The organism is Methylibium sp. T29 (assembly GCF_000576205.1).
Lineage (GTDB): Bacteria > Pseudomonadota > Gammaproteobacteria > Burkholderiales > Burkholderiaceae_C > Methylibium > Methylibium petroleiphilum.
The window spans coordinates 1-11,977 of the sequence record NZ_AZND01000103.1 but is presented as its reverse complement, the minus strand read 5'-3'; the positions used below and the strand labels follow the sequence as shown (position 1 = coordinate 11,977).

Below are 11,977 nucleotides of genomic sequence, written 5' to 3'. Positions count from 1 at the left end.
CGCCGCCGCTGCCGTTCGCGCGCGCCTGCACGGCAGGCCGCGTGGTCTGCGCATGCGCGCCCAGCACCCCGAGACCGAGGCCGCACAGCGCGAGCAGCCAGCGTGTCGATCGCTTCATCGTCTGTCACTCCTTGCCCGCCGCGGGCGCGGCGGGGCGAACTCCGGGAACGACCCCTTGAGGTCCGCTGCGGGCCTCGCGGTTCCGCGCCACGGCCCATTCTGCGCCGCGGTGATGCAAGGCCGCGCAAGACTTGCGACAGAACGTGGCTCGGGCAACTTGCCCTCGGCGGAACGCGCCGACTTCTGCACACTCGCGGCGGCATCTGGACAACAAGGCCGAACCCCGGAGGAGACCATGATCGGAACCTGGAGCGCCCACGCCCCCACCTACCTGCTGTGGCTGTGCATCGTGACCACGCTGGTGTTCGCGCTGCCCATCACCTTCACGCCGCTGGCCTGGGCCCGGCTGATGCGCTGGCGCATCCCCGAGCACACCGACCTGGCCGTCTACTTCGGGCGCTGCCTCGGCTGCTTCATCCTGATCCTCGAAGCGATGATGCTGCGCGCCGCACTGACCGGCGTCGCACTGCAGCCCACCTTCGAGTTCCTCACCGCGGTGTTCGCGCTGATGCTGGTGGCCCACGTGGTCGGCGCACTGCAGCGCATCCAGCCCTGGACCGAGACCGCCGAGATCGGCATGTACGCGGCCCTGCTGCTCGTGACGCTGGCGTTCTTCCCGCGCGCGGCTGAGCGCGCGCGCCCGCGGCGCTCAGCCGATCCAGCCGCGCTGCCAGGCCATGCGCGCGAGCTCGAAGTCGCTGGCCGTGCCGAGCTTGGACTTGATCTGGTAGTGCACGTTGTGCACCGTCTTCACGCTCAGGCTCAGCGACTGCGCGATCTCCTGCGGCGTGCGGCCGCCCACCAGCAACCGCATCACCTCGAACTCGCGCGGCGACAGGCCGTGCGCGGCGCTGTCCTGCGGGTCGAGCAGGGCGCTGGCCACCTCGCCCGAGACATCCGGGCTCAGCACGCGGCGGCCCTGATTCACCTCGCGCACCGCAGCCACCAGCTGCGAGGGCGCGCTGCTCTTGGTCACGTAGCCCAGCGCGCCGGCGCGCAGCGCCTGCGCCACCCAGACCGCGTCGCGGTGCATGCTGAAGGCGAGCATGCGGCAGGCCTCGTCGCGCTGGCGCAGCCGGGCGATCAGTTCCAGCCCCCCATGCCCGGCAGGCCCAGGTCGATCACCACCACCGCCGGCCGCAGCGCGCGCCACTGGTTCAGCGCCTCGCCGCCGTCGCCCGCCTCGGCCACCACGACGATGTCGCTCTGCAGCTCCAGCAGGCGCTTGTAGCCCTCGCGCACGATCGCGTGGTCGTCGACCAGCATCACGCGGATCGTCATGCCAGCGTCTCCTCCAGCGGTGGCAAGGGCAGCGTCACCGCCAGCCGCATGCCACCGGGCAGGCAGGGCGCCACGTCCAGCGTGCCGCCCAGCGCCGAGACCCGCTCGCTCATGCCCAGCAGGCCGTGGCCCGGCACCGGTACCGCCACGCCAGGTGGCTGCCGTTGTCGGTCACCTCGATGCTCACCTGCCGCTCGGTGCAGGCGAGCCGCACGCGCGCCTGTGCAGCATCACCGTGGCGCACCGCGTTCGTCAGCGCTTCCTGCACGATGCGGTAGACATGCACCCGCATCGAGTCCGGGATGCGTTCTGTGTCGCCGTCGATCTCCAGCGTGGCGTGCAGGTCGCCCTGCGCGGCCCGGCGCCGCGGCTGCGCCACCAGCGCCTGCAGGGCCTGTGCGAGCCCGAAGCGGTCGAGCGCCGGAGGCCGCAGGTCCGACAGCACCCGCTGCAGGCCCTCGAGCAGGTGCTCGGTGGTGCGTGACATCGCGTCGGCGCTCGGCCGCAGCTGCGGCAGCGACTGGCCGGCCAGCGTGGACACCACCTCGGCCTCGGCCCACAGCGCGGCCAGGCTCTGACCCATCTCGTCGTGCAGCTCGCGCGCGAGGCGCCGGCGCTCCTCTTCGCGCACTTGCAGCAGCCGCTCGGTCAGCAGGCGCTGGCGCGCCGTGGTGGCGGCCCAGCGCGCCGCCAGCCGGTTGAAGCTGCCGGCGATGCTGCGCAGCTCGCTCAGCGCGAACGGCGGCAGCCGCACGCTCAGGTCGCCGCCCTCCAGCCGCGCCAGCGCCGTCAGCACCTCGTTGGCCGGGCGCAGCGAGCGGTCCACCAGCAGCGCCACCGCCGCCACCACCCCCACGAAGCCGAGCGCGAAGCCGCCCAGCACCAGCCAGCGCTGCCACAGCATCTGGCCGAGGCTGTCCCAGTTCGGCGTGACCACGATGGTTCCGGCGCGGATGCCGGCCTGCAACTGCAGCAGCCGCGTGGCCTGGGCGTTGCCGATCGCGCCGGCGCGCAGCCACGGCGCCAGCAGGCGCCCGGCGTCCGTCACCGGCTCCTCGGACAGGCAGGACTGCGCCAGCGGCCGGTCGCGCATCAGGTGCTGGACCTCGACGCAGAACGAGATGCGCCGTCCCAGCCGCTCCAGCGGCGTCAGCGGCACCTCGATGTCGATGCGGTCGAACGACGAGGTGCGTCGCGCCAGATCGTCGTTCAGCAGCTGCGCCACCAGCGACGCGGTGGCCGGCAGCTCGGCGGTCGCCGCCTGGCGCAGCACGCGCACCTCCCAGGCGGCCAGCGACAGCAGCACCGCCACGGCGATCAACACGATGCGCCAGATCAGCGCGCGCCGCAGGTGCAGCACCGGCCGCGCGCCGGTGTTGGTGCCGGGCGCGGCGAGCGGCGGCGCGGGAAGGACGGAAGGGGGCAGCGACATGGGCGGCACGGTGTGCCGCGCATCTTGCATCAAGCAGGCGGCCGGCCCGGGGCAGGTGCGTCGCGGAAGGCAGTTTGCCCGTGGGCCGCCGGCGGGCGCGCCACAAAAAGGGGTGCCCCCCGGGCACCCCAAAAGCCGTCGGCTCAGCTCTCTAACAAAACGGATCGGATCAGAAGGTGTGGTTGATGCCCACGTTCAGCAGCGTCGTCCTGGCGTCCTGCGCCGGCACGCTGTTCCTCGACGAGATCGGCGACATGCCGCTGCATTTGCAGACGCGCCTGCTGCGCGTGCGGTCCGAGCACGAGGTGCTGCCGCTCGGCGCCGACCGGCCCATCCGCGTGGAGCTCCCGGTCATCGCCGCCTCGCACCGCGACCTGCGCCAGCTCATCGCCGCCGGCAGCTTCCGCGAGGACCTGTACGACCGCCTGTGCGGCGCCACGCTGCCGCTGCCGGCACTGCGCGACCGGCGCGATCTCGGCGACCTGTTCGAGCTGATCCTGCGCGAGGAAGCCGAGCACCTGGACACCCGCGCCTTCATCGCCGACGAGGCGCTGGAACTGCTGGACCCGCAGGCCGGGCAGAACCGCACCACCATCTACCGGCAGATGAAGCGCTTCGGCATCGTCTCGCCCACGCAGCTGCCGCCCGAGGGCGAACGCTCCTAGCGGGCCCTGGTAGAATCGCGACTCCCACCCGTCATCGGGGAGTAGCCGCCCTGCATCCGTTGCAGGGGCTCGCGTCAACACACTTGGCCTGCAGGCCATGGTGCGAGCAGCTTCCACAGCCTGGCAAGACCTTTGACCGCACAGCCTCCGCGTGGCCGGAGAGGCCGTGTGGTCATTGCGTCATCCGGCCCAGGACCTCTCGCACGCATGGAAGCCTTTCTCGTCTCGACCGGCATCGTCGCCCTCGGTGAAATGGGCGACAAGACGCAGCTCCTCGCGCTGCTGCTCGCGGCCCGCTTCCGCCGCCCGCTGCCCATCATCCTGGGCATCCTGGTCGCCACCCTCGTCAACCATGCCTGCGCCGCCGCGGTGGGCGACTGGATCGCCCGCGCGCTGGGCCCCGACGTGCTGCGCTGGGTGATCGGCGGCTCCTTCCTCGCCATGGCCGCCTGGATGCTGGTGCCCGACCGGCTCGACGACGAGGCAGAGGGCAGCGGCCGCCTGCGCCTGGGCGTGTTCGGCACCACCGTGGTCGCGTTCTTCCTCGCCGAGATGGGCGACAAGACGCAGATCGCCACCGTGGCGCTGGCGGCGCGCTACACCGATCTGTGGGCGGTGGTGACCGGCACCACCTTCGGCATGATGCTGGCCAACGTGCCGGCGGTGCTGCTGGGCGACGGCGTGGCGAAGCGGGTGTCCATGAGGCTGGTGCACGGCATCGCCGCGCTGCTGTTCGCGGTGCTGGGCGTGCTGACGCTGTTCAACGTGGGCCATCTCCTCTGATCCACGGCGCCCTCCAGCGCCCCGTACACTCCCCCCGGGTGTCGGACCGCGAGCGCGGTGCGGCAGGTTCTTGCGAAGGTCGGGCCGCCTCGCGGTTGCTTCACGACCCTGCTGCCCATGACCGACCCCACGATCGACTGGATCGCCGCCGCCCTCTTCGGTGTGGCCCTCGTCCACACCTTCGCTGCCAAGCAGCTCGAGCGCCTCTCGCACCGCCATCCGCGCCACGCCGGCCTGTTCCACCTGCTGGGCGAGGTGGAGGTGGTGTTCGGCTTCTGGGCCATCGTGCTGGTGCTGGTCATGGCGCTCGTCGCCGGCCGCGGCGCGGCGCTCGACTACGCCGAATCGCGCAACTACACCGAACCGCTGTTCGTCTTCGTCGTGATGGTGGTGGCGGCCTCCCGGCCGGTGCTGCAAACCGTGATGCGTGCCGTGGGCGCGATCGCGCGGCTCGCGCCGCTGCCCACGCCGCTGGTGTCGGCCTGGCTGGGCCTGGCCGCGGTGCCCCTGCTCGGTTCGCTGATCACCGAGCCCGCCGCCATGACCATCGCGGCGCTGCTGCTCGCGCCGCTGGTGTTCCGGCCCGGCGTGCCCGAGCGCATCAAGTACCTGGCGCTGGGCGTGCTGTTCGTCAACGTGTCGATCGGCGGCACGCTCACCTCCTATGCCGCGCCGCCGGTGCTGATGGTGGCCGCCGCCTGGCAATGGGACAGCGCCTTCATGCTGGCGAACTTCGGCTGGAAGGCGGCGCTCGCCGTGCTGGTGAACGCCTCGGTGGCCGCCTTCCTGCTGCGCCGGCACCTGGTGGCCGGGCCCGACGAAGCGGGCACCGCCGGTGCGGAGCCGGTGCCGCTGGCGGTGGTGGGAGTGCACCTGGCGCTGTTGGCCGGCGTGGTGATGCTGGCCCATCACCCGGTGGCCTTCCTGGCGCTGTTCCTGCTGTTTCTCGGGTTCACGCAGGCCTACGCGCGCCACCAGGACCCGCTGATCCTGAAGGAAGCGCTGCTGGTGGGTTTCTTCCTCGCGGGCCTGGTGGTGCTCGGCGGCCTGCAGCGCTGGTGGCTGCAGCCCATCGTGGCGGGGCTGGAGCCGCTGGCGCTGTTCTTCGGCGCGCTGGCGCTCACCGCCGTGACCGACAACGCGGCGCTCACCTACCTGGCTCGCTCATCTCCGGCATCTCCGACGCGTCGAAGTACATGCTGGTGGCCGGTGCGGTGGCGGGTGGCGGGCTGACGGTCATCGCCAACGCGCCCAACCCGGCCGGCGTGGCGCTGCTCAAGCGCGGCTTCGCCGACGAATCGGTCGGCGCCGGCGGCCTGCTGCTCGGCGCCCTGGGCCCCACGCTGGTGGCTGCCGCCGCCTTCCTGCTGCTCTGACGCGCTAGCCCCTCACCCGCCTCAACGGCCCCCGCATCTGCTCGCCCAGGCGCTGCGCCAGCGCCGCGTCGGTGGCCGGCGAGGCGGCCAGGATGATCGTCACCGCCGGCAGCGCCGGAAAGCCCTGCTGCGGCGTGAGCACCACCGCGTCGGGCGGCACGCAGCTCTCGGCCACCACCGACACCGCGAAGCCGGTGCGCACCGCCGCCTGCACCGCCGCCATGCTGCGGCTGGTGCAGACGATGCGGTGCTCGCGCCGCCGCTTGCGCAGCTGCGCAAGCGCCCACTTGCGGAAGATGCAGCCCTCTGGGAACAGCGCCAGCGGCAGGCAGTCGGCGTACGCCACGTCGTGCTGGGCCGAGGCCGTCCACACCACGCGCTCGGTGCGCAGCACCACGCCCTCCTGGGTGTCGGTCTCGGCCGACAGGATGGCCAGGTCGAGCTGGCCGTCGGCCAGCAGCGGGCGCAGCTCGGCGCTGGGCGCGCACTGCACCTCCACGTGGGCGCGCGGCGCCAGCCGCGCCAGCGCCGCCAGCAGTGGCGCCATCAGCACCGGGATGTAGTCGTCGGGCAGGCCCACGCGCAGCGTGCCGCCGAACTCGGGCGCGCGGAAGTGCGCCAGCGCCTCGCTCTGCAGCGCCAGCATGCGCCGCGCGTAGCGCACGAGCTCGGTGCCGTCGTGCGTGAGCACCAGGCGCCGGCCCTGGCGCTCCAGCAGCGGCCGCTCCAGCGAGGCCGCCAGCTTGGCCAGGTGCACGCTCACCGCCGAGGGCGTCTTGTGCACCAGGTGGGCCGCGCCCTTGCAGCTGCCGGCGTCGGCAAACGCCACCAGCGTGCGGAGCTGATCGATGTCCAGCAGCATGGACGCTGAGTTTACGAAACGTGAACTGTCGCGCCACGAAGTTTCGTTTTTCAGCGGCTTTCGATCCGCCTAGAGTGAAACGCTGACGTTCCCTTTTTCCCCCTTGTCTTCCAGGACGAACCCGACGATGTCACTGCTGCAACTGCGCAAGCTGGTGGTCCAGCTCGAGGAGATCCACACCGAGATCGGCCGCCCGGTCGACCCGCCCGCCCGCAAGGTGGTGGTGGCCGCCGTGGTGAAGAACCCCTATGCCGGCCGCTACGTGGAGGACCTTTCGCCGCTGTACGAGTTGGGCGCCGAGCTCGGCGACCTGCTGGGCCGCCGCGGCGTGCAGGCGCTGGGCGTGGCGCCCGACGCGGTGCAGAGCTACGGCAAGGGCGCCATCGTGGGCCTGGACGGCGAGATCGAGCACGCCGCGGCCATCCTGCACCCGAAGTTCGGCGCGCCGGTGCGCCGCGCGGTGCACAAGGGCGAGGCCATCATCCCCGGCAGCAAGAAGATGGGCGGGCCGGGCTCGCTGATCGTGATGCCGGTGACCAACAAGAACGACATCTGGAATTTCGACGACATGGATGGCGCGGAGATCGCCATCGCCGACGCGCCGCATCCCGACGAGATGCTGGTGGCGCTGGTGCTGGCCATCGGCGGGCGACCGCTCCATCGTGTGAGGAAGCCCGCATGAGTGCGAAGGAGACCTCCATGTTCTTCAAGGCCATCATCCTCCTCAAGCGTCGCGAGGACATGAGCGCGCAGGACTTCGCCGCGTGGTGGCTGGGCCAGCACGCCGCCCTGGCGCGCCAGCTGCCCGGCCTGCGCGGCCTGCGCTTCAACCTGGTGACGGCCGACGGCGAGGGCGCCATCGACGGCGTGTCCGAGCTGTGGTTCGACAGCAAGGAAGCCTTCGACGCCGCCTACGACACCAAGCACGGCCGCGCCGTGGCCGCCGACTCCATGGCCCACGTGTCGCGCCGCGAGCGGCTGTTCGTCGACGAACACACGCTGGTGGACACCGGCGTCTGAACCCGCGACCCCCGCAACCCACGGAGCCAGCCACATGGGCGACAGCCTCAACGCCGCGCTGCTGCAGCGCGACCACCGCCACCTGGTGCATTCGCTGCACAACGAGGCCGCCCACCTGGCCGGCAACGTGTGGGTGAAGGGCGAGGGCACCACGCTGACCGACGCCGACGGCAAGCGCTACATCGACGCCATGTCGGGCCTGTGGAACGTGACCCTGGGCTACGGCCGCCGCGAACTGGTGGACGCCGCCGCCGCGCAGATGGGCGAGCTGGCCTATGCCTCCGGCTATGCCGGCAGCACCAACCTGCGGGCGATGGAGCTGGCCGAGAAGCTGGCGGCCGACCGCGTGTACCCCAACATGCACCGCTTCTTCTTCACCTCCGGGGGCGGCGAGTCGACCGACAGCACCATCAAGACCGCGCGCTACTACTGGAAGGCGCAGGGCAACCCCGGCAAGTACAAGACCATCAGCGTGATGGGCGGCTACCACGGCGTGACGCTGGCTGCCATGTGCGCCACCGGCATGCCGGCCTACTGGCCGGCCTTCGAGCCGCGCATGCCGGGCTTCGTGCACATACCGAACCACGACGCCTACCGCTACACCGTGCCGCCCGGTGGCGACCCGGCCACCGCCGCGGCCGACGAGCTGGAGCGCGCCATCCTGGCCGAGGGCCCCGACACGGTGGCCCTGTTCATCGCCGAGCCGGTGATGGGCGGCGGCGCCTACGTGCCGCCGGCGGGCTACTTCCGCCGCATCCGCGAGATCTGCGACCGCTACGACGTGCTGTTCGCCACCGACGAAGTCATCACCGGTTTCGGCCGCACCGGCAAGCTGTTCGCGTTGGGCCACTGGGGCAGCGGCGTGCAGCCCGACCTGGTGCAGTTTGCCAAGGGCATCACCAGCGGCTACGTGCCGATGGGCGGCGTGGGCCTGTCCGACAAGGTGGCCGCGGTGTTCGACCGCCCGGGCGCCGACACCTGGATGCACTGCTACACCTACAGCGGCCACCCCGTGGCCTGCGCGGTGGCGCTGGCCACGCTGGACGTCATCGAACGCGAAGGCCTGCTGGCGCGCGCGCAGGTGCTGGGCGACCGGCTGCTGCGCGGCCTGCGCGGCGCGCTGAGCGACCACCCCAACGTGGGCGACATCCGCGGCCTGGGCCTCATCGCCGCGGTGGAGCTGGTGGAAGACCGCTTCTCCAAGAAGCCCTTCGACCCCGCCCGCAAGATGGGCCCACAGGTGCTGGCCCAGATGCGCCAGCGCGGCGTGGTCACGCGCGGCCGCGGCGACACCGTTTACCTGGGCCCGGCGCTGGTGAGCGACGAGGCCACGATCGACCGGATCGTGGAGGCGGTGGCGGAGGGGGTGGGGGCGGTGTTGCCTGCTGCTTGAGCGCCCCTCACGTCGCGCGCTGAGCGCGAGCGGGATCGAAACGCCTTCTTCTTTTCACGGCGTCGGGTACTCACCCGACTCCTTGGTCATTTGGGCCGCCTAAACGCCACTGCGCATCGGCATCGAACGGGCCTTCTCCAGGGCTTAGCGCAGGTGCTGGCGTCCACGCAGGGGTTGCGTTAGATCAACGGCGCCAGTACGGTCGCGCATGTCGAAATCTAGTTCAGCTGACAGTCGCCGCTACGCGGAAGACAACCTGCATTCATAGCGAAAGCAGGTGGGCTGTATGAAATGCGAGAAGTCTGCTAGCTTGCGCTGCGAGCACGCCGCACAAGCTTGCTTGAGCGGACATGCACACAGCGCAGCGTGAGCCAACAGCAGACAAGCCGCATCGCGCAGCCAGCCGAGCATTAGAGGAATAGTTGATTCATGCCCCGCGTCGATGCACCCGAACCTGTCGTTCGAGCGGACGACCCGCTGCGCGGGCGCCGCTCAACTATTTAGTTTGGCCCCAGAAACCGGTCACTTGCCCATGAGCATTCCAAAGCCGATCGAGTTCCTTCTCAGCGTGCCGCTCTACGCACCGGTGGCGTACGAAGGCGAGCAGGTCTGGGAAGTCCTCGATGTGCTGTACCTCAACGGCACATACGACAGCTTCTGCGTGAAGTGCAAGCGCGAATCGACCTTCAAGGTCACCGCTTCAGACCGGCCTGACGAGTACAAGCGCAACCTCGCGCGCGAGAAACTGGAGCATCAGCACGGGATCAACCCCAAGCACCCGCGCTTGCAATCGGACGTGTACTACGTTGCAGCGAAGTGCACAAGACATGAGGCTCATAGGCAAGACTTCCTGTTTTTCATTGACTACCAAGTCATCCCAACCGATTCTGGTCCGCCGGGCGTCCAGTGGACGTTCCAGAAGATCGGTCAGCAGCCTTCTTATGGTGACCTTCACCTTCTTCAGGTCAAGAAGTACACGCATGTTCTGTCAAAGGCCCAGCTAGGTGAGCTTACCCGGGCGATAGGCTTAGCCTCGCATGATGTTGGCGTTGGCGCGTATGTTTACTTGCGTCGCATCTTTGAGACTTTGGTGGAGGAGGCGCACACCGTAGCAAAGGAGGCGAATGGCTGGGATGAGGAAACCTACGCTCGCTGCAGAATGGGCGAGAAGATCGCGATGCTCAGAGCCTACCTACCCGCCTTCTTGGTGGATCACCCGGGCATGTACTCTCTGCTAAGTAAAGGCATCCACGAACTCTCTGAGGAAGAATGCCTTAAGCACTTCGCGACACTCCGTCTTGGCATCGAACTCATACTTGATGAACGCCTTGAGGCGCGCGAACGTGCGAACAAAATCTCAGCAGCTAAGGCCGCCATCCAGAAGGCGCTTGGTGGCGCTGGGGCCTAACCCCTCGCTCAAGCTGACCCGCCACGGCAGGCTTTGTAAGCCCGGCCTGAGCCAGTCGTACTATCGACTCAGTCCGGGCTTACAACGCCTGCCTCCGCGGGCAGCTTAGCTCGAACGTTAGGCCGCATGAACTCCGTCCCGTCCGACGATCCCGAGTACGTCATTCCCCGGCTTCGCTGGCGCAACACAGCACGACTCGTAGGTAGTCTCTTGCCAGTTGCCCTGTTCGTCATTGTGGGCGCACTCTTCGCACTGCCGTCGGCCAGCGACGCCTTGGTCAGGTACACATGGCTCTTTGGCATCATGAGCTGGTTTGTCATCATGGCTTGCGCTTTGTACCTCTCATTCGTTCCCTGCCCGAAATGCGGCAAGCGCTTCCACGTCGCGCCTGACAGCACGCACTGGAATCACTTCACTAGCCAGTGCATGAGCTGCGGCATCAGCATCTGGGCAAGGTCGCTCAAGTAGGCTTCATGGTAGAAGGGCCGCGAGTGATCGGTGGTAGTAGCTTGGGTAGTTGCGCCTTGTCGCTTGTCGCCCTTTGCGGGTCTACGACGTCAGGGGGCTCTAATGCGGCCTAACCATTCGGTCAAGCGGACAGCCTCCGGGGTACCGGGTTCTGCCGCTTACCTCAAACGTTAGATGACAGTCACGTCGATGCGCGAACCTAGATCAAACGCCAAATGCCCATGCGATAGCGGACTTCGATACGGCTCATGCTGCAAAGGAAAGGCGTTCAAATGGGTGGTGGACAAAGACGGGGACTGCCACAAACGAGTTCCTCTCGTTCCAGAAGCAGTGGAGATTCTGGAGCGCGCGGAGGAAGACTTTTGGCGCATATTCAACCGAGCGCCCTCGAAAGGAAGTGACCCTGTTTTCCTATGGAAGTACCTCGTGTCAGAGGAGGAGTTGGAGCGGCAAGCGGTTGACGCGATGCAGCGAGCGGAGGTCCGTCCGCACATCATTCACGCCTACCGAAAAACAGGGGGTCTATTGATATCGCGCGAGAACGAAAAGCTCGCGACAACGAAAGATTTGGCTGATTGGAATGCTGCAATCGATCAATACTTTGAGCTAGAGCGAAATCCGCCGCCAGAACACCCAATAGATGCGCTTTTACGCTCGTTCGAGATGGAACTCGACCATTGCATCATCTGCTTCGGATATGTTCTAGAACACGGCTTGAAGCGGAATGCAAAACGGATTCGCTCATCGAGCGCCCATTTTTCGTGGACGACTACGCGCTGATCTGCGCGGCGAAGAGCATGAAGACTCTCCGAGCAATCAAGGTCCTTCTATCTGAAAACATTGGTGCTGACGGCCTATCACTAGCGAGGCATCTTCTAGAAAACTACTTTCATATCACCTATGCGATTTCCCGTCCTGAGATGCTGAAGCACCTCACCGATGCTCAGATTGGCCTAAAGCTTGGGACTCATGACTTCGCGAGAACAGCGAATGGGCGCATCGACTCCCGAAGGATTCTGCGGAAGGAGGACGGGGAAGAGTACATCGGACACATCTCGTACTACAAGATGGCGGAGAGCAGTTCACACCTGGAGGATCTGGAGCTCTTTGACTACCTATACAGCTTCCTCTCAGAGTACACGCATCCGTCAGTCTCTGGATTTCGCCTA

At 68.0% G+C, this 11,977-nt stretch carries 11 protein-coding genes, 3 pseudogenes and 1 riboswitch; of the genes and pseudogenes, 10 read left to right on the top strand and 4 right to left on the bottom strand.

The features are described 5' to 3' along the window. Positions 1-769: 769 nt before the first annotated feature. From x551_RS27410 to x551_RS12915, 3 genes and pseudogenes are all read right to left on the bottom strand, one after another. Positions 770-934 (bottom strand): helix-turn-helix transcriptional regulator, encoded by a 165-nt coding sequence (locus x551_RS27410; RefSeq protein ID WP_253950372.1) that lies wholly within the window; start codon positions 932-934, stop codon positions 770-772. A gap of 177 nt (positions 935-1,111) precedes the next feature. Next, positions 1,112-1,386: pseudogene (locus x551_RS27405) on the bottom strand (response regulator transcription factor); the annotation flags it as partial. Between the two features lie 124 nt (positions 1,387-1,510). Then, positions 1,511-2,833 carry a histidine kinase gene (locus tag x551_RS12915; protein WP_051512007.1) on the bottom strand — a complete coding sequence of 441 codons (1,323 nt, stop codon included), beginning with the start codon at positions 2,831-2,833 and terminating at the stop codon, positions 1,511-1,513. 224 nt (positions 2,834-3,057) lie between these two features. Between x551_RS12915 and x551_RS23530 the strand changes: the two are divergent. The 3 genes and pseudogenes from x551_RS23530 to x551_RS12900 all read left to right on the top strand — a co-directional run. Then, a pseudogene (locus x551_RS23530) lies at positions 3,058-3,498 on the top strand (sigma 54-interacting transcriptional regulator); the annotation flags it as partial. A gap of 24 nt (positions 3,499-3,522) precedes the next feature. Beyond that, positions 3,523-3,697, top strand: a riboswitch (yybP-ykoY riboswitch). An 8-nt stretch (positions 3,698-3,705) separates the two neighbouring features. Then, complete coding sequence (locus tag x551_RS12905; RefSeq protein ID WP_036234091.1) at positions 3,706-4,281, top strand: TMEM165/GDT1 family protein; 576 nt, start codon at positions 3,706-3,708, stop codon at positions 4,279-4,281. 117 nt (positions 4,282-4,398) lie between these two features. Beyond that, positions 4,399-5,657: pseudogene (locus x551_RS12900) on the top strand (putative Na+/H+ antiporter). A gap of 4 nt (positions 5,658-5,661) precedes the next feature. Here the strand turns inward: x551_RS12900 and x551_RS12895 are convergent. Continuing rightward, the gene (locus x551_RS12895) at positions 5,662-6,519 is read right to left on the bottom strand and encodes a LysR substrate-binding domain-containing protein (protein ID WP_036234094.1); all 858 of its coding nucleotides are present in this window, start codon (positions 6,517-6,519) and stop codon (positions 5,662-5,664) included. A gap of 127 nt (positions 6,520-6,646) precedes the next feature. On the opposite strand from x551_RS12895, the gene x551_RS12890 reads away from it, so the two are divergent. From x551_RS12890 to x551_RS23525, 7 genes are all read left to right on the top strand, one after another. Next, entirely contained in the window at positions 6,647-7,201 is a 555-nt protein-coding gene (locus x551_RS12890) for an amino acid synthesis family protein (RefSeq protein WP_011827970.1), read from the top strand. Positions 7,202-7,218: 17 nt separating this feature from the next. Further along, the gene (locus x551_RS12885; protein WP_049820860.1) at positions 7,219-7,539 is read left to right on the top strand and encodes an EthD family reductase; all 321 of its coding nucleotides are present in this window, start codon (positions 7,219-7,221) and stop codon (positions 7,537-7,539) included. Between the two features lie 34 nt (positions 7,540-7,573). Continuing rightward, positions 7,574-8,932 carry an aspartate aminotransferase family protein gene (locus tag x551_RS12880; RefSeq protein ID WP_036234097.1) on the top strand — a complete coding sequence of 453 codons (1,359 nt, stop codon included), beginning with the start codon at positions 7,574-7,576 and terminating at the stop codon, positions 8,930-8,932. A gap of 442 nt (positions 8,933-9,374) precedes the next feature. After that, the gene (locus x551_RS12875; protein ID WP_051512005.1) at positions 9,375-10,340 is read left to right on the top strand and encodes a hypothetical protein; all 966 of its coding nucleotides are present in this window, start codon (positions 9,375-9,377) and stop codon (positions 10,338-10,340) included. Positions 10,341-10,466: 126 nt separating this feature from the next. Further along, positions 10,467-10,808, top strand: a complete 342-nt coding sequence (locus x551_RS12870; protein WP_036248840.1) for a hypothetical protein — start codon at positions 10,467-10,469, stop codon at positions 10,806-10,808. A 276-nt stretch (positions 10,809-11,084) separates the two neighbouring features. Then, entirely contained in the window at positions 11,085-11,588 is a 504-nt protein-coding gene (locus tag x551_RS25270) for a hypothetical protein (protein WP_152543511.1), read from the top strand. Continuing rightward, positions 11,570-11,977: DUF5677 domain-containing protein (locus tag x551_RS23525; protein WP_216701319.1), on the top strand; the 408-nt coding region annotated here is incomplete at its 3' end. The genes x551_RS25270 and x551_RS23525, both read left to right, overlap by 19 nt.